The sequence below is a fragment of the Streptomyces sp. 3214.6 genome, assembly GCF_900129855.1.
Taxonomy (GTDB): Bacteria; Actinomycetota; Actinomycetes; order Streptomycetales; family Streptomycetaceae; genus Streptomyces; species Streptomyces soliscabiei.
Genome location: NZ_LT670819.1, coordinates 1,036,398 through 1,059,070, shown reverse-complemented (window position 1 = coordinate 1,059,070; position 22,673 = coordinate 1,036,398). Strand labels below are relative to the sequence as shown.

Sequence of the window (22,673 nt, the reverse complement as noted above, 5' to 3'; positions counted from 1 at the left end):
CAGGTCGACACGCCTGACAGGCGACCTGCTGCGGCGCCCGGCCGCGGCCGCCCAGGTCGAGCCCGAAAACAAGGTGTACACGCCCTAGTGGCGGACCGCCGAGATCAGTCCGCCGGGCCGTTCCTCGCCCTGCGGCGGGGTGTTGATCGGGCGGCCGTAGGCGGCAGCGCGTTCGCGCAGGGTGTGGCCGGCGGCCTCCCAGCCGTGCCCGGCCAGCCAGCCCACCGGGTCGTCGGGCATCTCCGAGACCCACAGGGACGCCGCCGATCCCGGCACGGCGTCCGCGCCGAAGCGCTCGATCACCCCGCGCGAGCCCAACGTCAGCCCCATCCGACTGCCTGCCGCCGACTGCGCGCTGATCCGGGCCAGCAGCAACTCCACCGCGTCCTCGGGCAGATAGATCAGCAGTCCCTCGGCGATCCACACGGTCGGCATCGCCGGGTCGTGCCCTGCGGCGGCCAGCGCGCCCGGCCAGTCCTCACGCAGATCCACCGCGACGGTGATCCGCTCGCAGCGTGCGACGGCCCGCTCCCGGCGCAGCACCGCAGCCTTGAAGTCCAGTGGCGCGGCGGTGTCGACCTCGAACAGCCGGGTGCCCTCGGGCCAGTCCATCCGGAAGGCCCGGCTGTCCATGCCGGCGCCGAGCAGCACGACCTGCCGGACCCCGGACGCGGAGGCCTGCTGCAACAGGTCGTCGAGGAACTTCGTCCTGATGACGATGGAGAACGCCACGCCCAGCCGGCGACGTCGCGCGGCCTCGTCTCCCGGCGGCGGCGAGGAGGGCCACAGGCCGCCGGCGGCGGCGAAGGCCTGTGCCAGTGGGTCGCGGAACAACGCGTTCTCCCGCTCGGTCTCCAGCGCCCGCACCCTGGCCACTCCCACCGCCGTGGCCCACACTCCCGACGGCTGCACCCGCTCCTGCTCACCAGTCACCGCGCCAGCCTAGATGACCGATTCCTCGGGGGCCGCTGAGTTGGCCCGGTTCCCGCGCGGCCGGCCGGTCATCCATAGCCGTCGCACCATCGGTCATGTCGGCTCAACGAGTCAGGTGCTCAGTGTTTTGCCAGGCGCAGGGGGAGCGGATCCGGGGGCGCGTCCTCGTCGGGGAGCCGGGTGAGGTCCGCCCACCAGGACGGGCCGTCCTCCAGGTGGCGCAGCATGACGCCCTCCCGGATCGCCCACGGGCAGACGGTGACCGCGGTCAGCCCGGTGAGCTTCATCGCCGTGTGCCCGACCACGGCACCGGCCAGACTCTGTGCGGCGCGCGGCGCGGAGATGCCGGGCAACCGGGCGCGTTCGGCGGTGGAGAGCGCAGCCAGCGTGTCGACGGCCTCGGCCAGGTCGCGGCGGCGCAGGGTGCGGTCCATGAAGGGGCCGTGCCGTCCGGGCGGCGCCCCGCACAGCCGGCCCAGCTGCTGGAACGTGCGGGAGGTGGCCACCGCCGTGCGCGGACCCTCCCAGCGGATCCGGACGGCCACGTCCCTGAGCTGGTGGCGGACCCTGCGCCGGACCGCGCGGACGAGCTCCGGGGGCGGCGGGTCGTGGTCCGCGAAGAAGTCGTGGGTGAGGCGGCCCGCGCCGAGCGGCAGCGAGGCGACGAAGTCCGGCAGCCGGCCCCGGCCGAAGGCCACTTCGAAGGAACCGCCCCCGATGTCCAGCAGGGCGAGCGGTCCCGACCGCCAGCCCATCCAGCGGCGGGCGCCGAGGAACGTCAGCTCGGCCTCCACCTCGCCCGGCAAAGTGCTCAGCGCGACGCCGGTCCGGGCCCGTACCACGCGCAGCACCTCGCTGCGGTTGGGGGCGGCGCGTACCACGGCGGTCGCGAAGGCCAGCGGGCCCGCTGCGCCCCACCGGTCCGCGGTCCTGGCCGCCGCGGCGACGGCTCTGACGAGCCGTTCCACGGCCTCGTCGGGGATAGGGTCACCGGGCCTGACCTGCTCGGACAGTCTCAGCCGCCACTTCGCCGTGTGCACCGGCAGCGGCACCCCGCCCGCCGCGTCCGCCACCACCAGTCGCACGGCGTTCGACCCCACATCCAGCACGCTTATTCTCATGGACCGTCGAGTACCCAGGCGTAAACCTCCGGCGGCGCACCCTGTTTCGGTCGCCGGTCTCAACTTCCCCGCGCGGCACAGAGGGGCCGCCGTCCCTCGTGGACGGCGGCCCCTCTCCCCGGTGCGGCTCTGAACCGAGGGCCCGTCACATGTGGATCACCGGCGCCGCGTCCGCGTCCTGCTCCGGCACCCCGCGGCGGAAGAGCAGGAACGCGATGACTGCGCCCGCCGCGAAGAAGCCGGCCGACCACCAGAAGGCGGTGGTGTAGCTCTCGATGGTCGCGTGTGCCTGGACCAGCTTGTTCGTCGGGTCCTTTCCGGCGAGGTAGTCGGTCGCGGCGCTCGCGGCGAGGGTGTTCAGCAGGGCCGTGCCGATCGAACCGCCCACCTGCTGCATGGCGTTGACGGTGGCGGAGGCCACACCCGCGTCCTCGGCGGCGACCCCGCCGGTGGCCAGCTGCATGGCGGGCGGCATGACCAGGCCGAGGCCGATACCGGTGATCACCAGTTGCGGCAGCACCGCGCTCAGGTAGTGGGAGTCGACGTCGATCCCGGTCAGCCAGGCCATGCCGCCCGCGGCGATCGCGAAGCCCAGCGGGATGACCGCCTTCGGGCCGAGCCGCGGGACCAGGGCCGTCGTGCCGACCTGTGCCGCGACCATGAGCGCCCCGACCATCGGCAGGAACGCCACACCCGTCTTCGTCGGGCTGAAGCCGAGGTTGAGCTGCAGGTAGTAGGTGAGGAAGAGGAAGACGCCGAACATGCCCGCGCCGGAGATCAGCACGGCGAAGAAGGAGGCCGCGCGGTTGCGGTCGAGCAGGATGCGCAGCGGCAGCAGCGGGTGCGCGGCACGCGTCTGCCACCAGGTGAAGGCCGCCAGCAGCACGCCGCCCGCGATCAGGAAGCCCCAGGTCTGCGCCGAGCCCCAGTCGTGCGTCTCGGCGTTGGAGAAGCCGTACACCAGGGAGAACAGGCCGGCGGCGACAAGGACGGTGCCGGGCACGTCCAGCTTGGAGTTCTCGGCGTCGCGGTGGTTGGACAGCAGCATCCAGCCGCCGGCGAAGGCGACGACGGCGATGGCCACGTTGACGTACAGCGTCCAGCGCCAGTCGAGTGCGTCGGTCAGGAGGCCGCCGAGCAGCAGGCCCACCGCACCGCCGGCGCCGGCGATGGCGCCGTAGACGCTGAACGCCCTGGCGCGCTCCTTGGCGTCGGTGAACGTGGTGTTCAGCAGGGAGAGCGCGGCCGGTGCGAGGAGCGCTCCGAACGCGCCCTGCAGCGCGCGGGCCGTGACGAGCATCTCGAAGTTGGTCGCGGCGCCGCCGAGTGCGGAGACGGCGGCGAATCCGACGACGCCGACCAGGAAGGCCGTCTTACGGCCGAAGAGGTCGGCTATCCGGCCGCCGAGCAGCAGCAGTGAGGCGAACGTCAGCGCGTACGCGGTGACGATCCACTGCCGGTTGCCGTCGGAGAAGCCGAGGTCCGCCTGCGCGGAGGGCAGGGCGATGTTCACGATGGTGGCGTCCAGCACCACCATCAGCTGCGCCAGTGCGACGACCGCGAGGATCCACCACTTCTTGGCGGATGGTGCGGCCGGCGACTGTTCGGCGCCCGTGCGGGTGCCGTCCGTCAAGGTCTTCGAGGACATGGGGAACCACTCCAGGGACGTGAGGGCAAAGAACACGTAAACGAAACGGTTTCGTACACCTAGAGGCTAGACGAGTTTCAGCGAAACGGCAAAGTTTCGCTAGCGGGACTCCGCTTCGACCTGGACGCCAGGGCCGACGCCGCCACCGACGCCGACCCCCACTCCGACGACGCCCCCGACCGAGGCCTCAGGCCAACTGCCGTCGTACCAGCTCGTGGAGGCGTCCGCCCGTGTCCGCGAGGAGTTGGGCGGGCGGGCCCTGCTGGGCCACCTTGCCGTTCTCCATGACGACGACCCGGTCGGCGTCCATCACCGTCGACAGACGGTGCGCGATGACGACCCGGGTGGCGTTCAGCTTGCGGGTGCTCTCGATGACCGTGCGCTGCGTCTCGTTGTCGAGGGCGCTGGTCGCCTCGTCGAAGAACAGGATGCGCGGCCGGCGGATCAACGCCTGGGCGATCATCAGGCGTTGGCGCTGGCCGCCCGAGACCGACCCGCTGCCCGAGACGATCGTGTGCAGCCCCATCGGCATGCGCTTGATGTCCTCCGCGAGCCCCGCCAGCTCGGCGGCCGCCATCGCCTCCTCCGGCGTGTAGGCCTCGGTGCCGCAGATGACGTCCAGCAGGGAGCCGGTGAACGGCTGGGCGTGCTGGAGCACCACCCCGCACTGCCGGCGCACGGCCGACTGGTCGAGCGCGGCCAGGTCCTGGCCGTCGTACAGCACACTGCCCGAGACCGGCTTGTCGAAGCCGATGAGGAGCCGCAGCAGCGTCGACTTGCCGCAGCCGCTCGGGCCGACGATCGCCACGAACTCGCCCGGCCGCACCTCGAAGGAGACGTCGTCGAGGACGAGGGGACCGTCGTCGGAGTAGCGGAAGGAGAGGCGCCGGGCCTCGAGGGCGCCTGTCAGAGGGCCCGGGCGGGTGTTCCCCGTGCGGACCTCGGGCGTGGCCTCCAGTACCGGCCGGATCTCCTCGAACAGCGGCAGCGCGGCCACCGCCGACACGAACGCGCCGGTCAGCGAGGTGACCGAGGTGAGCAGCATCGTCATCGACGTGTTGAAGGTGAGGAAGTCCGCCGCCGACAGCGCACCGCGGGCCGGACCGGCCAGCAGCATGAACATCAGCAGCGAGCACAGCGGCAGGTACACCGAGCCCAGCACCGTGTTGAGGTTCTTGATCCGGCCGAGGCGCTGCTGGAGCTCCCTGCTGCGCGCGAACTGCGCCGCCCAGGCCGCGTACGCGTAGTTCTCGGCGGCCGCCACCCGCAGCTTCGGCAGCCCGCGCAGGGTCTGGAACGCCTGGTTGTTGAGCTTGTTGGAGAGCACCACGAGCCGCCGCTGCCAGCGCACCTGCCACAGGCCCAGCGCCAGGAACACGGACGCGATGACGACGAGCATGCCGATCGCGGCCAACGCCATCGGCACGCTGTACCAGAGCAGCAGCCCCAGGTTCATCGCGCCGATGGTGACGGACTGCGCGACCGACGGCCCGAGGCCCGCCAGCAGCCGGCGGATCGCGCTGATGCCCATGGCGGCGCTGGCCAGCTCGCCCGTGGAGCGCTCCGCGAAGAACTTCGTCGGCAGCCTGAGCAGCCGGTCCCACACGGCCGGCTGGAGCGTCGCCTCGATCCGGCCCTCCAGACGCAGGATGGTCAGGTTCTGCAGCAGCATGAACGCCGCCGCGACCACACTGCTGACCATCACGGCCAGACACACCTGCACGATCAGCCCCTGCTGGGCCCTCGGCACGAACTCGCCGAGCACCTTGCCGGTGGCGATCGGCACCAGCGCCCCGATCGCCACCGTCACCAGCCCGCTGAGCAGCAGGTTCCTCAGGTCCCCTGCGGTGCCCCGCATGCTGAACCGCAGCAGGCCGAACGGGCCCGACGTGCGGTCGGGCAGCGGGCGGTAGAACATCACCGCCCGCGGCTCGAACTCCTCCGCGTTGGCCTTCTCGACCGGGGTCTCCCGCCCGGTCGCGGGATGCACGGCGACATAGCCGCCGCGCCGCCACAGCAGGGCGACCGGCGCGCCGGACAGGGCCCGGTGGCCGACCAGCGGGCCCACGTCGTCCCGCCACCAGCGGCCGTCGAGGCGGACGGCCCGGGCGCGCACCCGGGAGGCGAGCGCAATCCGCTCGACCGGGTCCAGGCGGTCGCTGTCGGCGCCCATCTCGGCGGGCTCGGCGAGGGTGATCCCGGCGGCCCGGGCGACCAGCCTGCAGGCGGCGAACGTCGCGTCGGCGTCGGCGGACGTCGTGCGCCGCCCCGACTTCTTGCCGATCGACGCCAGCAGCGTCCGGTCGGCCTGTGCGCGGACCGCCTCACCCGCCTTGATCCCGGCGGCCGTACGGGTCTCGTGGGTGTGTTCCAGCTGCTCGATCCAGCGGTCCAGGGTGGTCAGCAGCCGGTACTGCTGGTCGACCATGGACTGCCACACCGCCGGGTCCATCAGCAGGTCGGCGGCCGCCTCCGCGCCGTACAACCGGCCGTACTGGACGCTGCCCGGCGGCACCTGCATCCAGAACACGTCCTCGTCGGTGAGCTCCGCCGCCCGCTCGCCGGCCATCGGCGCCTGGAAGAGGATCGACAGCCCGCGGCCGACGCCGAGGGCGAGCGCGTACTCCAGGGGGCTCGAAGTCGGCGGCACGTACTGAGGGTTGCCGTACTCGTCGTAGGACCAGGTCTGGGTGCTCGCGGGCTGGTACAGCTCGTGCAGGCCGATGCGGTGCACCACGCAGTCGCGCAACGGACGGGCGACGAGGGTGTGCTGGGGTCCGGCGACCGGGCCCAGCAGCAGGGACCCCGCCTCCAGGCGGCCCAGGTGGTGCCAGTGGCCCTGCTGTTCGGCGTCCACCGCGAACAGGTCCAGGGCGCCCGACGCGACCAGCCACAGCACCTGCGGGCCTTCCAGGTCGAGGCGGCTGAAGCCCGCGCAGTCGATCCGCGAGCCCAGCTGCCCCAGCGCGGCGAGAACGACGTCGCCCTCGGGTACGGCCCTCATCTCAACGCTCCCTGACCAGGGCCGCGTACGAACCGCCGCGCGCCACCAGTTCCTCGTGCCGCCCACGCTCCACGACCGTGCCGTGCTGGAGCACGACGATCTCGTCGCTGTCGCGCACCGTGCTGAGCCGGTGGGCGATCACCACGCACGCGCAGCCGCGCTTGCGCAGGTTGTCCATCACCACCTGCTCGGTCTCCGCGTCCAGCGCGCTGGTCACCTCGTCCAGCACGAGGATGCTGGGCCGGCGCACCAACGCCCTCGCGATCTCCAGGCGTTGGCGCTGCCCGCCGGAGAAGTTGCGGCCGTCCTGCTCGACCCTGCTGTGGATGCCGCCGGGTCGCCGCATGACGACGTCGTAGAGCGCCGCGTCGCGCAGGGCGTCGACGACGGCCTCGTCCGGGATCGACGGGTCCCAAAGGGCCACGTTGTCGCGGACCGAGCCCTCGAACAGGAACACCTCCTGGTCGACGAAGGAGACGGAGGACGCGAGCGCCCCGCGCGCGATGTCCTCCAGCCGCTGCCCGTCGATGCGGATCACTCCCTCCCAGGGCGCGTACAGGCCGGAGATCAGCCTGGACACCGTGGACTTGCCGCTGCCGGAGCCGCCGACCAGCGCCACCTGCTGCCCGGGGCCGACGGTCAGGTCGAAACCGGTCAGCAGCGGCTTGTCCAGCGGGCTGTAGCCGAAGGTGATGTTCTCCAGCTCGACATGACCGTGCAGCCGGCGCGTGGAGTCGGCGCCGGAACGGCGGTCGTAGAGCGGGTCGGCGCGGAAGTTTTCCACGTCCTTGAGCCGGGCCACGTCCGCCGCGAAGTCCTGGATCCGGCCCGCGACGCCGTTGAGACGGCTCAGGGGTGCGGTGAAGCGGGTGACCAGTGCCTGGAACGCGACCAGCAGGCCCACGGAGATATGGCCCTCGATGGCCCGCATGCCGCCGATCCACAGGATCAGCGCGCTGTTGAGCGAGGCGAGCGTCGGCGCGACCACGCCCAGCCAGGCGCTCGGCACGCCCAGCCGCTGCTGCTCCTCCAATGTCGTGGCGTGCTGCCCCGCCCACTTGCGGAAGTAGCCGTCCTCACCGCCGGTCGCCTTCATCGTCTCGATCAACTGCAGCCCGGTGTACGCCGTGTTGGTCAGCCGCGCGTTGTCCGCGCGCAGCTTCGCCGTCCGGGTCGCGCGCATCTGGATGACGATCCGCATGGCGACGATGTTGAGCAGGGCCACCCCGATGCCGACGTATGTCAGCTGCGGATCGTAGGTGTAGAGGAGGATCGCGTAGAGGACGACGACGACCGCGTCCACGCCCGCCGACGCGAGGTCGCGGGCCAGGGTCTCGGCGACCGCGTCGTTCGACTGCAGGCGCTGGACCAGGTCGGCGGGGCTGCGCTGCGAGAAGAAGGTCACCGGCAGCCGCAGCAGATGGCGCAGGAAGCGGGCGCTGGAGAGCGTGGACGAGATGATCCGGCCGTGGTGGAGGTTGGCCTGCTGGAGCCAGGTGAGGGCGACCGTGAGGGCCACGCAGGTGCCCATCGAGGCGAACAGCACGGTCAGCAGGGAGGTCTGCCGGCCGATCAGGAACATGTCGATGTAGGTCCGGCTGAGGGCGGGTACCGCCGCGCCCACCACAACCAGCAGCAGGCTCGCCAGCATGGCCGCCGGCAGGGTGCCCGCGGTGCCGCGCAGCCGGGCCGGCATCGCGCCCAGCACACCAGGCTTGCGGCCGCCCCGCTCGAAGTCCTCGCCCGGCTCCAGCACCAGCACGACACCGGTGAAGCTGCCGTCGAAGTCCTCCATCGGCACGAACCGCCGCCCCTTGCCGGGGTCGTTGATGAACACGCCCCGGCGGCCGAAGCGCCGGCCGAGCCCCTCGTAGACGACGTAGTGGTTGAACTCCCAGAAGAGGATGGCGGGCGTGCGCACCCCGGCGAGGGCCGCGAGGTCCATCTGCATGCCCTTGGCCGTCAGGCCGTAACTGCGGGCCGCTTTCAGCAGGTTGCTGGCGCGCGAGCCGTCGCGGGAGACGCCGCACGCGATGCGCAGCTCCTCCAGCGGGATGTGCCGGCCGTAGTGGCCGAGGACCATGGCGAGCGAGGCGGCCCCGCACTCCACGGCCTCCATCTGGAGCACGGTGGGCGTGCGGACGGTCTTCATGCTGCTCTTGGGGACCGTGCGCCGGGGCGGCGCGGCCCGCCGCCGGCCGCGGGTCTGCTCGGTGGCGGTCACGGGAGCAGCCAATCGACGGGACGCTGGTCGGCCAGCCGGATCGAACCGGTGGCCATGGTCATGGAGGTGAGCGCGTACGGCGGTCCGTCCGCGGACGACCACCTGTAGCCGCTCTTCGTGCCCGCCGCCCTGTCCAGCTTCACCAGCACCGCCACCGGGCGGCCCTCCTTGGTGAACTGCCCGCCCAGTTGGCTGTCGCCGAGGAACGCGGCGATCTGCTGGGCCGACTGGGCCGCGCGGTCCACCGACTTCACATGGCCGCGCAGCACGCCGTACTGCTGAGAGGGCACGGTCTGCACGGTCAGGTCGACGGCCGCGTCCTGCGGTATGGAGGCCGCGTTCTCTGCCGGGACGTACACCGTGGCGTACAGCGGGTCGTCGGCGCCCGCGACCTTCTCCACCGCGGCGACGTTCGCGCCGGTGGAGATGATCTGCCCGATGGTGGCGGCGAGCGCGGTGATCCGGCCCGCGGCGACCGTGCGCACCACGGCGTCGCCCTGGGCCGTGCGCACCTTCAGCACGGGGGAGTTCGCGGGCAGCCGCTGGCCCTCCTTCACGAGGACGGCGGTGACCTGGCCCGCGGCGGGGCTCTGCAGGATGTAGCTGCCCTCGCCGTGGGTGAGGACGGCGGGTGCGCTCACCGTGGAGGCGACCGAGCCGGTCACCGCCCACACGGACGCGGCCGCCATGACGACCACGGTCACGGACAGCACCAGCCAGCCCTGGGGGCGCGCGAAACGCACCGGCAGGTCGAGCTCCTCCGGCGACTGGAGCTTGGCGAGGGCCTGTTGGCGGAACTGCACGGGGCTTACCTCGGGAGTTTCAGGGCACCGATGAGTCCCGGAGCCGGGTGACGGCTCCGGGACTCACAGGGGGTCACAAGGACGCGATCAGAGACCGGCGACCAGGTTGGTGACCGGGGCCGTGTTCAGGCCGGTGACACCCTCGACGGTGCCGACGACCGTGTCGACCAGGCCGGAGACCGGGGCGACGCCGTCCACCAGGCCCGTGACGGTGCCGAGGGCGTTCAGGGACAGACCGCCGGAGACGTTGTCCAGCTCGGCGTCGGAGATCTCGACGGTCTCAACCTGGGGGGTGGAGTTCATGGTGGAACTTCCCTTCACATGGATATCTCATAAGGGGGAGCGGCCCCCTCTGGGGACAGATGACGGCCGCGACCGCCGGCGCCGGGCACCCGTTTCTGGAAGCCGTGCGGCCCCTGCGGTGCGATGGATCAAAGCAGGTTTACGGCCGGCGCAGCCAATCAATCCCCCGTCCCACCTGGGAACTTGCGTCACAGGAACGTTAAAGCGTGCAGGTGCGCCCACGGCTTGTCGGCGACTTCTTCACACGACAGGCGGGTTTCGCTCGGATGAGCGCCGCGCCCCCTCGCGGCGAATCCGACACTCCCGCCTCAATGGCGTGGCCGGGGTCGGCGAGTTGTGCAGAACCCCTGCTCCCGGTGACCCGCTTGGGCAGTCGATGTGCAGATTCTCTGAAGCAGGGATTCCGCTCTCCGATCGGAACGGATCGTCGCCGACCGGCTACGAACGGTGTGCTCCGGAAGTGTTCCGAGTGAGTCAGCCCAGCAGGGCGTAGACCGTGCCGGCCCGGGCGGCCAGTTCGCCCGTCCGCTCGGCCGTCATGGTGATGTCGGCGAACGCCGTCCGGCGGCCGAGCTTCGTCAGCACCGCTTGGATCAGGACATCCGAATCGGCCACCGCCCGCTGGAACGACGTCGACTGCTGAACCGTCGTCATCGGTCCGTAGGCCCCGCGGGCGGCCGACACGGCGATCACGGTGGCGGTGTCCGCGGCCGCCATCAACGCCTGTCCCGAGAGCGCCCCGCCCTCCCGTGCCAGCTTCTGTGACCAGGGAAGACGCAGAATCGCCCGGTCCTCGCCCAGGGCCTCCACGGACAGCCCCAGAGCCAGCACCCAGGGCGCGAAGTTGTCGGAAAGGATCTTGTCGGCTTCGGCGGTCGTCATCGTCATATGGGCGATTGTTCCCCGGGCCACGGCGTCGGACGCGGGTCATGGCCGATTCAGGGTTCAGCAAAGAAAGTTGGCAATCGCGATTGAACGCACCACGCGACCCCTGCGTACTGATGGCCAACCAGGCGCCGCTGTACGGATGTACGGAGCTGCCGAACCCGGCAGCCAGACCCCGCCCCCCAGGAGGTCGAGTTTTTTGAGTCACAAGCGAGTTACGAAGCGCAAGGCCATCGTCGCGGCTGGCGGTGTGGCGGCGCTCGGAGCGGCGGCCATCCTCCTTCCCCAGGCCAACGCCTCCCAGGACGGCGGCTCGAACAACGCCGCCTCGGTGAAGACCCTGAGGGCGGGCGACGCCTCGGACCTCGCCTCCCAGCTCGAGAAGCTGCTCGGTGACGCCTTCGCCGGTTCCTACTACGACTCCGACGGCAAGCAGCTGGTCGTCAACGTCACGAACGTCTCCGGCGACAAGAACAACGTCATCGTGCAGGCGAAGAATGCGGGCGCCAAGGTCCGCGAGGTGGAGAACAGCACGGCCGAACTCAAGGCGGCCGCACAGACGTTGAAGACCAAGGCGACCATCCCGGGCACCTCCTGGGCCGTCGACCCCAAGACGAACAAGATCCTCGTCACCGCCGACTCCACGGTCACCGGCAACAAGTGGGACAAGATCGAGTCGACCGTGAAGACCCTCGGCTCGAGCATGGCCACCATCAAGAAGTCGGCCGGCACCCTCAAGCCCCTGGTCTCCGGCGGCGACGCGATATTCGGCGGCGGAGCTCGCTGCTCCCTCGGCTTCAACGTGACCGCGGGCGACGGCTCCCCGGCCTTCCTGACGGCCGGTCACTGCGGGGTCGCGGAGAAGCAGTGGTCCGACTCCGAGAACGGCCAGCCGATCGCCACCGTCGACCAGGCCACCTTCCCCGGCGACGGCGACTTCGCGCTTGTGAAGTACGACGACCCGAACACGCAGGCGCCCAGCGAGGTCAACACCGGCCAGCAGACCGTCGCGATCAGCCAGGCCGCCGACGCGACGGTGGGCACGCAGGTCTTCCGGATGGGCAGCACCACCGGACTCAAGGACGGTCAGGTCCTCGGCCTCGACGCCACGGTGAACTACCCCGAGGGCACAGTCACCGGCCTCATCCAGACGGACGTCTGCGCCGAGCCCGGCGACAGCGGCGGCTCGCTCTTCACCCAGGACGGCCAGGCGATCGGCCTGACCTCGGGCGGCAGCGGCGACTGCACCGTCGGCGGCGAGACCTTCTTCCAGCCGGTGACCACCGCCCTGACGGCGGTCGGCGCGACCCTCGGCGACGGCGCCGGTGCGGGCGCCGGGGCCGGTGGCGGCAACGCGGGTGCCGGTGCCGGTGCCGGTGCTGTGGACGAGAACGGTGACGGCATCGACGACAACACGGGCGAAGCCATTCAGGGCGGCGGCGCGGCGGCCAACGGCGGCCAGGACCAGAACGCCAACGGCGGCCAGGACCAGAACGCCAACGGCCAGGACCAGAACGCCAACGGCGGGCAGGCGGCCGACGGCGGTCAGGCCGCTGACGGAGGCCAGGCGGCCAACGGCGGTCAGGACGCGACCGGCAACGGTCAGCACCAGAACGCCAACGGTGGGCAGGACCAGACCGGCAACGGGAGCCTGCAGAACGGCTCGGGGCTGAACTAGTCGCACTGACACCGCATCACCCCATGAAACGGTCCGACCCTCCGGCGGGGGTCGGACCGCTCCCGCTCCCGCTCGCTCCCGCTCCCGCTCCCGCTCGCTCCCGCGAGGCCCGCGAGCTCGGCGGCGCCCCGTCAGCCGTCGTCCCCCCGCGCCCGCAGCAACAGCAGCGCCACGTCGTCGATCCGCTCCTCCGCCCTCGCGTAGTGCCCCACCAGCTCGTCGGCCAGCTCCTCCAGCGGACGGTCCCCGGCCCCGCCGAGCCGCCGCCCCAGGTCAATCACCGCTTCCTCGATGTCCACCCCCGGCGTCTCGACGAGCCCGTCGGTGTAGAGGGCGAGGACACAGCCGGGGGCGAGCTCGACCTCGGTCGTCGGATACGTCGCCGAGGCGTCGATCCCCAGCAGCGGACCGCCCGCGAGATCCAGGACGCGCACCCGGCCGTCCGCCCGGCGCAGCAGCGGCGGGGGATGCCCGGCCCGGGCCATCACCGCCCGCCCACGGGCCGGGTCCAGCCGCAGGTACAGGCAGCTGGCGAACAGCTCGGAACCGAGGTCGATCAGCAGCCGGTTGGTGCTGCGCATGACCTCAGCGGGCTCCTGCCCGACCGTCGTGTACGCGCGCACGGCGGTACGGATCTGCCCCATCAGCCCGGCCGCGGTCACGTTGTGCCCCTGCACATCCCCGATCACGGCCGCCGGCAGCGGCTGCGAGGGCACCAGGTCGTAGAAGTCGCCGCCGATCTCCATGCCCCGCGTCGCGGGCAGATAGCGGGCGGTCGCCTCGATACCGGGCAGCGACGGCAGCGACGGCGGCAGCAGCGCCGCCTGCAGCCCGTGCGCCAACCGGTGTTTCACGTCGTACAGCAGCGCCCGGTCCAGGGCCTGCGCGATCAGCCCGGCGAGGCTGGTCAGCACCGCGCGCTCGTGCGTGGAGAACGGATGGGGCTCCGCGTAGGCCAGCACACAGGCGCCCACCGGGCGGCCGGAGGCGATCAGCGGCAGAAAGGCCCAGGCGGCGAAGCCGTCCGGAGTGCGCTGCCGAGCCGGGTAGAGCTGCTCCAGCTGCTGCCGGGAGTCGAAGAACGCCGGCACGCCGTGCGCGACGGCGCGCGCGCCCGGGGTCGGGTCGGTCAGCGGCATCCCGTCGAACTGCTCCACGGCGTGCGGGTCGGGATACCCGTGGTGCCCGAGCACGTGCAGCCGGCCCGCCCGCGCGCCGAGCAGCGCCAGCGCCTGGCTGCCCACCGCCGGCGCGATCTCGTCCGCGACCAGCTGCACCACGTCCTGCACGCTCACCGTCTCGGTGAGCGCCCCGGCCAGACTCAGCGCCTGCGACATCGACACGAGCCGGGTCGGCGCGTCCTCGGACCGGGGTTCGGACGAGCGCGTCTCCCTCACCGACCGGGCCCGGCTGATCCGCACGCTGAGTCCGGTGGTGCTCGGGTACAGCCGGAACGACAGCCACTCGGACGGCGGGCGCAGCGCCACGAACGAGGTGGCGTCCTGGCTGATCAGCGCGGCCCGGTAGCGCTCCTCGTACACGGGATCGTTCAGCCACGGCACGGCCGCCCACAGTTGCGTGCCCAGCAGCCCGCTGACCGGGACGCCGAGCATCTCGGACGCGGCGGCGTTGGCGAAGCCCACCCGCCCGCTCAGGTCCAGCGAGCACATCCCGTACGGCAGCCGGGCCACCATCCGGGCCGCCTCCAGCGAGCCGAGCGTGTCGGAGACGCCGCCCAGCGGGCCCGAGTCCAGCAGATCCGACTCGGCGCGCACCGAGCGGTGCTGCGCCGCGGCGCGCTCCAGCCGCAGCGCGAGCCGCTCGCAGGCCGTCGTCAGCTCCTGGCGCTCCCGGCCGGACAGCTCCGGCGGGTGCGAGCCGGGCCAGGTGACGAAGACCGCGCCGTACACCCGGGACGCCGTTGCCACCGGCAGCGCGGCCAGCGCGAAGGGATACGGCAGGACGACGGCGATCCGCGGGTAGTTGCGGGCCATGTCCTCCTCCCCGCCCACCCACACCAGTCGCCGCTCGCGCACCGCCTCGGCGACCGGGATCGGCGCGTTCAGCCCCACCCGCTCCCAGGGCGCCGCGAACGCCCGGGGCAGCCCGGCCATCACCGCCATCTCCAGCATCGGTTCGTCCCCCGGGCGCAGGTACACGGCGCCGGAGTGCGCCCCGACGGCGTCCATCATCGACGTCAGCGCCAGGGAGAGCAGCGGCCGGCCGACCGGCGCCGCCGCGGCCGCCGGAGCCTGACCGGACGTCTGCTCGGGCACGGCGACCACCTCCCAAGGCGTGTCTCCCGGGTCGCCCGGGGGCCGCGGGGCGACCCGGCATCGGACGCCGCGGCTCAGGCCGGAGCCGATCCGCAGGACGCGCCCTTGGCCCGGCGCCGCACGGGTCCCAGGCTCCAAATCTCCCCCCTGGCGGCGCGCCGCGCACGGCGAGCTGAATTCCCGTGCACAGTCGATCGCCGGCAGTGCGCGACCTCAGCCGGACATGTTCGACCCCTTTCGGGCCTCGGCCTCCACGGCCCCGGAACGCCCCGTCCGCCCCCTGTCACCTTCACGGATCGGACCCAGGGGCTGCGCCAGGGGCTCGTAGGCGCTGTAATTGCGGACGTGGTCAGAGAGGGGTCCGCAGAGCGCAGGACAGGACCCGTGCGTGCCGAAATAGCCCTGAAAACGATCACGGCCGATCCCGCCTCACCCGACCGGGTGAGGCGCACGCTCGAACAGGCGCTCGTCTTCGCGGGTGCGGCCCTGGCCGCCGTCTACACGCCCGGCGAGGACGGCGAGCTGCTGTGTCTGGCCGAGTCCGCCGGAGTCCCGCGGACGCTGTACGGGCTGCGCGAGAGCTATCCTCTCGCCGGGCGCTCGCCGGTCGCCGACGCCCACCGCACCGGGCGGCCGGTGTGGCGGGGCCCCGGAGAGCAGACCGACCGCGCGGAGTCACCACGGACGCCGGCCCGGGATGTCCATCTGGCCGCGCTGCCCGTGGGCGAGGGGCCCGGGAGCCCGGCCGGGGCCGGCTGTCTGCTCGCCGTCAGCGAGCGCCCTGGCGGCTTCGACGCCGACGACCGCAGCTGTCTGGAGCTGGTCGCCGAGGCCGTCGCCCTTCCCGCTGCGGCCCTTCCCGCTGCGGCCCTTCCCGCTCCGGCCGCCCCCGCCGAGGGGGAGGCGTCGCCTGCGGGCGCCTTCAGCCTGGCCATGGACACCGGCCGCGTCGACGTCGGTGACGGCATCCTGGAGCTGTTCGGCCTGCCCAGGGAGGAGTTCGACGGCCGGGTGGAGACCCTCCTCGGGCTCACCGTCCCCGAGGACCTGCCCTCGCTGATGTCCGTCGTCGAGGCCGACCACCTGTCGGTCGGCGACCGCGAGCTGGAGTTCCGGGTGCTCCAGCCCGCCGGGCCGCCGCGCTGGCTCAGACTGCGCGGCCGTCTGCTGCCCGGCGGCGACGGTCGCCCGGCGCGGCTCCTCGGCACCGTCGCCGACGTCTCCACCCTGCGCGACGAGGTCACCGAGGTCGCCCGCGTCCAGCGGCTGGCCGCGGCGCTCGCCACCGCCGGCACCGTCCGCGACGTCGGCCAGGCCGTCGTCGCCGCCCTGCGGGGGCCGCTGCGGGCCGACCGGATCGCGCTCGCCGAACTGGAGAACGAGCGGCTCGTGGTCACCGTCCTCGACCCGCCCGAACCGGAGTACTGGCCCGAGCTGTGGCAGCTGGAGTGGCGCTCGGAGTGGCCCGACGCGCCGGTACGGACCATGCCCACCCTCGCCGCCGCCCTGCGCGAGGGCCGCGCCCGGATCTGGCCCGCAGGCACCCCCCTGGAACCGGCCCTCGCCGAGGTGGGCCCCGGCGGCCTCGCCGTGCTGCCACTGGCCGCCGGGGGCCGCACGGCCGGCGTCTGTCTGATCGGCTGGGACGAACCGCACGACTTCGGCCCCGACGAGCGGGCCCTGCTCACCGCCTCCGCCGGCCTCGCCGGCGAAGCCCTGACGCGGGCCCGCGCCTTCGACGCCGAACACGAACTCGTCGGCATGCTCCAGCGCCAACTGCTCCCGCGCCGCCTGCCCCTGCTCCCGGGCGCGACCGCCGTCGCCCGCTACCTTCCCGCCACCGCGGGGCTGGAGCTCGGCGGCGACTGGTACGACGTGATCCCGCTGCCCGACCACCATGTGGCCCTCGTCATCGGCGACGTCCAGGGCCACAGCGCGGGCGCCGCCACCCTCATGGGCCAGATGCGCACGGCCCTGCGCGCCTACGCGGCCGAGGGGCACCCGCCGGACGTGGTCGTCGCCCACGCCAACCGGCTCCTGATGGAACTGGAGACCGACCTCTTCGTGACCTGCTGCTATGTCGACGTCGGCATGGAGGAGGGCACCGCCTGGTGCGTACGTGCCGGGCACCCGCCGCCCGTCCTGCGTCACCCGGACGGCTCCACCGACATCGTCGAGACGGACGGCGGCCCGCCGCTCGGCGTCGTGGCGCAGGCCGAGTTCCCGATGACGCCGCTGCGGCTGCTGCCCGGCACCGTGCTCGCGCTGACCACGGACGGGCTCGTGGAGTCCGCCGACCTGGACATCGACACCGGCCTCGACCGGCTCGCCCACGAACTGTCCCTCGCCGACCCCACCCACCTCGGCCTCGTCGCCGACGCCCTGCTCGGCAACGCCCACCGCGGCGACGACATCGCCCTGCTCCTCGTCCGCTACGACGGCATGGCCGTCAAACCACTGCGCGACGGCTGGACGGTGTGGCGCGTGCCGGAGGCGTCCCGGCACGCCCGCCGCTTCACCCGGCGCACACTGCGCGCCTGGGGCGTCACCGACGACCTGATGGACACCGCCCTGCTCGTCGTCTCCGAGCTCGTCACCAACGCCCTGGTGCACACCGCCGGCCAGGTCCGCCTCGACATCACCCTGATCAACCAGCGGCTGCGGGTCGCCGTGACCGACGCCTCGCCCCGCACCCCCGTCAAGCCGACCGACCTCGGCTGGGAGGCCACCGGCGGGCGCGGCATCCTCCTCGTGGAAGCCGTGTCCGAGGCCTGGGGGACGGTGCCGGTCAGCGGCGGCAAGCAGGTGTGGAGCGAACTGCTGCTGGAGCACTGACCCGGCCGCCTGCCGTCATCTCCCGCGCGTCGTGATCCTTCCGAGCGCCCGGTACAGCGCGCGTCGCACTCTGCGGGCCAGGCGCCTCGCTCCGCCGGGCTGGGGCGACGGCACCACGAGGAGACCGTCCGAGGCGACGTGCAGGGCGAAGGGCAGGGGATGGAAGCGCGCCCCCTCCTGCTGCGGGGTGAGGCACACCGTCGTCAGCCAGGTCCGGCCCACCGGGTCGCCGCCCGGCAGGGCGACCTCCAGCCGCCCGCCCGGCGAGAGCGTCCCGAAGACCTCCCGGGAGCCGCCGCGCTTCACCCCCGTCAGCCGCAGCAGCACATCGACGGCCTCGGGCACGTGGAGCGGCAGCACCACGCGCAGGCGGTCCCCGGCGAGGCTGACGTCCTCGGCGGCGACCCGGCCGAGGCCCAGCCGCGCGCTCGCGTGGCCGACGTCCAGCGCGAGGCTCGCGTGCCGGTCGGTCCAGTACGGCAGCACCACCCGGCCGGCGACGACCCCGGCGGGCGGCGTGGGACGGCCGTGGCGGGGCGCCGGGCCCAGCCGCAGCTCCTTGGTCCAGCCGCCCAGGCCCACCCGCACCCAGGCGTCCCACAGGCCCTCGCCGGGCGGACCGCCGCTCACCGCGGTCGCGGGATCCACGGTGGCCGTCGCCCGCAGCACGAGCCGCACCAGACTGCCGTCCCCGGCGGCCGGGACCGTCTCCCGGACCACCTCCACCGGCTGGAAGTACTGCGCGGAACTGGTCCGCTCCCGCAGCAGCAGGTCGGGCACGGCCCGGTCGAAGCGGCCCAGGGTGTCCGTGCCCAACCACCACACCGCCTCGGCGACGTCCCGCGGCGGCCACCGCGGAGAACCACCGGCGGACGGGAACGTCATCGGTCCGCCGTCGTGCGTGAGTTCGGCGGCGAAGTCGATCCGCAGCACGCCGTCGTGCCAGGCGACGCTCTCCGGGTCGACGGCGAGCCCGACGCCCGCCTCCCACTCGGCGAACGCGACGACGTCGTCGTAGCGGCCTTCGGCGGCCAGGGCGGCGACGACCCGCTGGGTGGGCTGCAGCGGCGCCGCCACCCCGGGTCCGAACCGCTCGACGACGACCCCGTGGATCTCCTCGAACAGTTCCTTGCGGTAGCCCTCGGGCAGGTCCAGGAAGCGTCGTCCGCGCAGCCGCTCGACCATCTCCACCCGCAGCCAGCGCCGGAACAGTCCGTCGCGCAGCGCACCCGGTTCGGTGTAGCGCTCGACGACGTCGAGGGCCTCCCGCAGGTTCTTGAAGTACCCCTGCGGGTCGAACCGCCGCAGGCTCAGGTTCGAGGCGTCGTCCCGCCGCACGTGGTAGTAGCAGACGTAGTCGCTCAGCACCGAGACGTTGCCGGCGCGCAGATAGGCCTCGGTGACGAAGACATGGTCCTCCAGCCGCCGCCGGCCCTCGGGGAAGCGCAGGCCGGTACGGTCCAGGAACGCCCGACGGATCATCTTGTGCGGGGTGAGGCTGTCGATGAGCGGCGTGTCCTCGACACAGGCGTGCGGACGGTTCGTGCGGAACAGCTCCACCGGCACCGCGCGCCCCTGGCCGGCCATCTTGCCCACGACGATGTCCGCGTCGTGGGCGACGCCGTAGGCGTACATCCGCTCCAGGGCCTCGTCGCCGAGGTGGTCGTCGTCGTCGACGAACATGACGTACTCGCCCCGGGAGGCGTCGATGCCGACGTTGCGCGGCTTGCCCGCCCAACCGGAGTTCTCCTGGTGGATGACCCGGACGCGGGCGTCCTCGGCGGCCAGTGCGTCGAGGCGGGCCGGGGTGGCGTCGGTGGAGCCGTCGTCGACGAAGATCACCTCGTAGGCGTCCGGCGGGAGCGACTGTCGCAGCAGCGAGGCGATGCATGTCTCGATGGCGGGACCGGGGTTGTGGACGGGGACGATGACGCTGACCTTGACCGGCATCGGGCTCCTGGCCCCCTTGCTGGATCGCTTGCCGTGCGCGGGACGGCGGGTGCGTGTGGCCCGATGCTAACTCCGTCGCCGACGCCCCACTCATCCGACTTCACCCGAGTTGTCGATTTTGCCACTCCGGTCGCCTTTGTGTCCTGCCTCTGATCGCCTTTGTAGGCTGACGGCGTGCGACTCCTCCTGATGTCCGACACCCACCTCCCCAAGCGCGCCAAGGCGCTCCCCGCCACGCTGCTCGACGAACTCCCGCACGCGGACGTGGTGATCCACGCCGGGGACTGGGTCGACACGGCCACCCTGGACCTGCTGGAGAGCCGCAGCCGGCGACTCGTCGGCGTGTACGGCAACAACGATGGGCCCGACCTGCGCGCCCGGCTGCCCGAGGTGGCCTACGCCGAACTGGGCGGACTCCGGTTCGGCGTCGTCCACGAGACGGGCCCCGCCCAGGGCCGTGAGGCCCGCTGCGCCGCCCGCTTCCCCGGCCTGGACGTCCTGGTCTTCGGCCACAGCCATATCCCCTGGGACACCACCGCCCCCGGCGGACCGCGCCTGCTCAACCCGGGCTCCCCGACCGACCGCCGTCGTCAGCCGCACTGCACCTACCTGACGGCCGTCGCGGCCGACGGCCGGCTCACGGACGTCGTCCTGCACCGGCTGCCGCCGCGCTGAACGCGACGCCGCTGGGCGACGGACGCGCAGAGCCGGGCCGCCCCGGCAGATGCGGCCGGAGGCGGCCCGGGACTTGCGAGTGTGCGTTGCTTCAACGGACCTCCTTCCTTCGTGAGACGAAGGACAGAGGACATGCATGCCTGTCCGTTGTGGGCGCCTACCCCTTTGTGCGCGTCTCACACCTCCCTCTCGCGCCCATCCGGCGGACTCCGAATTCGCTGGACTCCGTACGTCGCCTCCCGCTGTCATTGACGGCGTGCTGATCGACACCACGCTTGTGCGCCGTCTGCTCACCGCGCAGTTCCCGCACTGGGCCCGCCTCCCCGTCACCCCCGTCCCGAAGTCCGGCATGGACAACGCCACCTTCCGGCTCGGCGACGAGCTGTCCGTACGGCTCCCGCGCTACGCGCACTGGACCGGACAGGTCACCCGGGAGCAGCGCTGGCTGCCCCGCCTCGCGCCGCTCCTGCCGCTGCCCGTGCCGGAGCCCGTCGCCCAGGGCACCCCGGGCGAGGGCTACCCCTACCCGTGGTCGGTGTACCGCTGGCTGGACGGGGAGACGGCCACCCCCGAGGCGCTGGCCGACCCGGTGCGCACCGCCCTCGACCTCGCCGGCTTCCTCACCGCGCTGCAGGGCGCCGACCCCACCGGCGGACCCGGCCCGGAGCAGAGCAACGCCTTCCGGGGCGTGCCCCTGGGCGACGACCGCGACTCGATCGCCCACGAGGCACGGGTGCGACCGAAGATCGAGGCGCTCGGGACGGCCCGTCTGATCGACGCCGGCGCGCTCACGCAGGTGTGGGAGACGGCGCTCGCCGCCCCGGCCTGGCACAAACCGCCGGTGTGGGTCCACGGCGACCTCGACGCGGGCAATCTGCTGCTGCGCGACGGGCGGCTCGGCGCGGTCATCGACTTCGGCACGCTCGCGGTGGCCGACCCGGCGGTGGACCTGCAGCCCGCGTGGAAGTTCCTGCCCGCCGAGGCCCGCCCGGTGTTCCGCGAGGCGGTCGGCGCCGACGACGCCACCTGGGCACGCGCCCGCGGCTGGGCCCTCGCCGGGTCGCTGCCGGTCCCCGACGACCCGTTCTTCCGCGACCACCCGGCCCGCGTCACCGCGGCCCTGCACCACCTGGAGCAGATCATCGCGGACTACCGGACGGACGGCGCCTGATCTCCCCGCGCACGGTGGATCGCCCCGGCCGTCGCCGTCAGCGGAGCGCCGCTGCCGCCCCAGCGCAGCGCGACGATCTCGGCGGCCACCGACACGGCGACCTCCTCGGGCGTACGGGCCCCCAGGTCCAGCCCGACCGGCGAGCGCAGCCGGGACAGCTCGCGGTCGGTGAGTCCGGCCTCGACGAGTCGCGCACGGCGCTGGTCGTGGGTGCGGCGGCTGCCCATCGCCCCGATGTAGGCGGCCGGCCGGCGCAGCGCCACCTCCAGCAGCGGCACGTCGAACTTCGGGTCGTGGGTCAGCACGCAGATCACCGTGCGTCCGTCGGTGTCCGTGCCGCGCAGATACCGGTGCGGCCAGTCCACCACCACCTCCACGCCCGGCGGGAACCGCTTCGGGGTGGCGAAGACCGGGCGGGCGTCGCACACCGTGACCCGGTAGCCGAGGAAGTCGCCGATCCGGGCGACGGCGGCCGCGTAGTCGATCGCACCGAACACCAGCATGCGCGGCGGCGGCGCGAAGGAGTGCAGAAACACCGAGACGGCGTCCTCCCGTCGCTGGCCGCGCGGCCCGTAGTGCCGGACTCCGGTGACGCCGAGGGCGAGCTCACCGCGCGCGTCGGCCGTGACCGCCACGTCCAGACCGGCCGAGCCCAGCGTGCCGCAGGTCCGCTCCGGCCAGACCGCGAGGGCGGCCCCGCGCGGCGCCGGGCCGTCGGTGACCGTGGCCACCGTCACCGGCTCGCCCGCGGCGACCGAGGCCGCGACCGCCCCGAACGACGCGTCGAGGCCGGGCGTCACGGGACGCACCAGCACGGTGATCTCGCCGCCGCAGGTCAGCCCGACGGCGAACGCGTCCTCGGCGCTGTACCCGAAGGTCTCCAGCCGGGCGCTCCCGTCGGCCACGACCTGCTGGGCCAGCTCGAACACCGCGCCCTCCACACAGCCCCCGGACACACTGCCCACGACCTCGTCGCCCGGCCCCACCGCCATCGCCGCGCCCGGATCACGCGGCGCGCTGCGGCTGACGGCGACCACGGTGGCGAGCCCGAACGGCACACCGCAGGCGTACCACCCGCTCAGCACCGGGAGAATCTCGCGCATGTTTGAACGTTAATCCGTTGCCGCTCCGCCCGCCGCTCTGCTGCACTGCGCGGGTACCGCCCCG

Annotated in this window: 15 protein-coding genes; 4 read left to right on the top strand and 11 right to left on the bottom strand. The window is 72.9% G+C overall.

The features are described from left to right. Positions 1 to 84: 84 nt before the first annotated feature. The 8 genes from B5557_RS04670 to B5557_RS04635 form a co-directional block, all read right to left on the bottom strand. Positions 85 to 897 (bottom strand): class I SAM-dependent methyltransferase, encoded by an 813-nt coding sequence (locus B5557_RS04670; RefSeq protein WP_079657916.1) that lies wholly within the window; start codon positions 895 to 897, stop codon positions 85 to 87. 155 nt (positions 898 to 1,052) lie between these two features. Beyond that, positions 1,053 to 2,054, bottom strand: coding sequence for a Ppx/GppA phosphatase family protein (locus B5557_RS04665; protein WP_079657915.1), 1,002 nt, complete (start codon positions 2,052 to 2,054; stop codon positions 1,053 to 1,055). Positions 2,055 to 2,199: 145 nt separating this feature from the next. Then, the gene (locus tag B5557_RS04660; RefSeq protein WP_079657914.1) at positions 2,200 to 3,702 is read right to left on the bottom strand and encodes an MFS transporter; all 1,503 of its coding nucleotides are present in this window, start codon (positions 3,700 to 3,702) and stop codon (positions 2,200 to 2,202) included. A gap of 187 nt (positions 3,703 to 3,889) precedes the next feature. Beyond that, a complete protein-coding gene (locus tag B5557_RS04655; protein WP_079657913.1) occupies positions 3,890 to 6,706 on the bottom strand; it encodes an NHLP bacteriocin export ABC transporter permease/ATPase subunit in 2,817 nt (938 codons plus the stop codon). A 1-nt stretch (position 6,707) separates the two neighbouring features. Continuing rightward, the gene (locus tag B5557_RS04650; protein WP_443031383.1) at positions 6,708 to 8,858 is read right to left on the bottom strand and encodes an NHLP family bacteriocin export ABC transporter peptidase/permease/ATPase subunit; all 2,151 of its coding nucleotides are present in this window, start codon (positions 8,856 to 8,858) and stop codon (positions 6,708 to 6,710) included. A 68-nt stretch (positions 8,859 to 8,926) separates the two neighbouring features. Then, positions 8,927 to 9,733: an HlyD family efflux transporter periplasmic adaptor subunit gene (locus tag B5557_RS04645; protein WP_079657911.1), complete on the bottom strand. Its 807-nt coding sequence runs from the start codon at positions 9,731 to 9,733 to the stop codon at positions 8,927 to 8,929. Between the two features lie 87 nt (positions 9,734 to 9,820). Further along, positions 9,821 to 10,036: a hypothetical protein gene (locus B5557_RS04640; protein WP_079657910.1), complete on the bottom strand. Its 216-nt coding sequence runs from the start codon at positions 10,034 to 10,036 to the stop codon at positions 9,821 to 9,823. Between the two features lie 474 nt (positions 10,037 to 10,510). Further along, complete coding sequence (locus tag B5557_RS04635) at positions 10,511 to 10,924, bottom strand: PaaI family thioesterase (RefSeq protein ID WP_079657909.1); 414 nt, start codon at positions 10,922 to 10,924, stop codon at positions 10,511 to 10,513. 196 nt (positions 10,925 to 11,120) lie between these two features. Here B5557_RS04635 and B5557_RS04630 point away from each other — a divergent pair, with 196 nt between their 5' ends. Continuing rightward, positions 11,121 to 12,599 carry a S1 family peptidase gene (locus B5557_RS04630; protein WP_231976251.1) on the top strand — a complete coding sequence of 493 codons (1,479 nt, stop codon included), beginning with the start codon at positions 11,121 to 11,123 and terminating at the stop codon, positions 12,597 to 12,599. Between the two features lie 131 nt (positions 12,600 to 12,730). Here the strand turns inward: B5557_RS04630 and B5557_RS04625 are convergent, their stop codons facing one another. Beyond that, on the bottom strand, positions 12,731 to 14,875 hold the full coding sequence (locus B5557_RS04625) for a SpoIIE family protein phosphatase (protein ID WP_443031334.1): 2,145 nt from the start codon (positions 14,873 to 14,875) through the stop codon (positions 12,731 to 12,733). 345 nt (positions 14,876 to 15,220) lie between these two features. Between B5557_RS04625 and B5557_RS04620 the strand changes: the two genes are divergently transcribed. Then, positions 15,221 to 17,710: a SpoIIE family protein phosphatase gene (locus tag B5557_RS04620; RefSeq protein WP_079657906.1), complete on the top strand. Its 2,490-nt coding sequence runs from the start codon at positions 15,221 to 15,223 to the stop codon at positions 17,708 to 17,710. 15 nt (positions 17,711 to 17,725) lie between these two features. Here B5557_RS04620 and B5557_RS04615 read toward each other — a convergent pair whose 3' ends face one another. Continuing rightward, positions 17,726 to 19,660, bottom strand: a complete 1,935-nt coding sequence (locus tag B5557_RS04615; protein ID WP_079657905.1) for a glycosyltransferase family 2 protein — start codon at positions 19,658 to 19,660, stop codon at positions 17,726 to 17,728. Positions 19,661 to 19,834: 174 nt separating this feature from the next. Between B5557_RS04615 and B5557_RS04610 the strand changes: the two genes are divergently transcribed. Beyond that, positions 19,835 to 20,335, top strand: a complete 501-nt coding sequence (locus B5557_RS04610) for a metallophosphoesterase family protein (protein WP_079657904.1) — start codon at positions 19,835 to 19,837, stop codon at positions 20,333 to 20,335. A gap of 256 nt (positions 20,336 to 20,591) precedes the next feature. After that, positions 20,592 to 21,506 (top strand): aminoglycoside phosphotransferase family protein, encoded by a 915-nt coding sequence (locus B5557_RS04605; RefSeq protein ID WP_079657903.1) that lies wholly within the window; start codon positions 20,592 to 20,594, stop codon positions 21,504 to 21,506. Here B5557_RS04605 and B5557_RS04600 read toward each other — a convergent pair. Then, positions 21,485 to 22,609, bottom strand: coding sequence for an XdhC family protein (locus tag B5557_RS04600; RefSeq protein WP_079657902.1), 1,125 nt, complete (start codon positions 22,607 to 22,609; stop codon positions 21,485 to 21,487). The two genes, B5557_RS04605 and B5557_RS04600, sit on opposite strands and share 22 nt — an antisense overlap. Positions 22,610 to 22,673: the final 64 nt, after the last annotated feature.

What these genes read in the sequence shown, in the direction of transcription:
- B5557_RS04665 (WP_079657915.1), bottom strand. Translation starts at nt 2,054, where the DNA reads ATGAGAATAAGCGTGCTGGATGTGGGGTCGAACGCCGTGCGACTGGTG.
- B5557_RS04660 (WP_079657914.1), bottom strand. Translation starts at nt 3,702, where the DNA reads ATGTCCTCGAAGACCTTGACGGACGGCACCCGCACGGGCGCCGAACAG.
- B5557_RS04655 (WP_079657913.1), bottom strand. Translation starts at nt 6,706, where the DNA reads ATGAGGGCCGTACCCGAGGGCGACGTCGTTCTCGCCGCGCTGGGGCAG.
- B5557_RS04650 (WP_443031383.1), bottom strand. Translation starts at nt 8,858, where the DNA reads ATGAAGACCGTCCGCACGCCCACCGTGCTCCAGATGGAGGCCGTGGAG.
- B5557_RS04640 (WP_079657910.1), bottom strand. Translation starts at nt 10,036, where the DNA reads ATGAACTCCACCCCCCAGGTTGAGACCGTCGAGATCTCCGACGCCGAG.
- B5557_RS04635 (WP_079657909.1), bottom strand. Translation starts at nt 10,924, where the DNA reads ATGACGATGACGACCGCCGAAGCCGACAAGATCCTTTCCGACAACTTC.
- B5557_RS04615 (WP_079657905.1), bottom strand. Translation starts at nt 19,660, where the DNA reads ATGCCGGTCAAGGTCAGCGTCATCGTCCCCGTCCACAACCCCGGTCCC.
- B5557_RS04600 (WP_079657902.1), bottom strand. Translation starts at nt 22,609, where the DNA reads ATGCGCGAGATTCTCCCGGTGCTGAGCGGGTGGTACGCCTGCGGTGTG.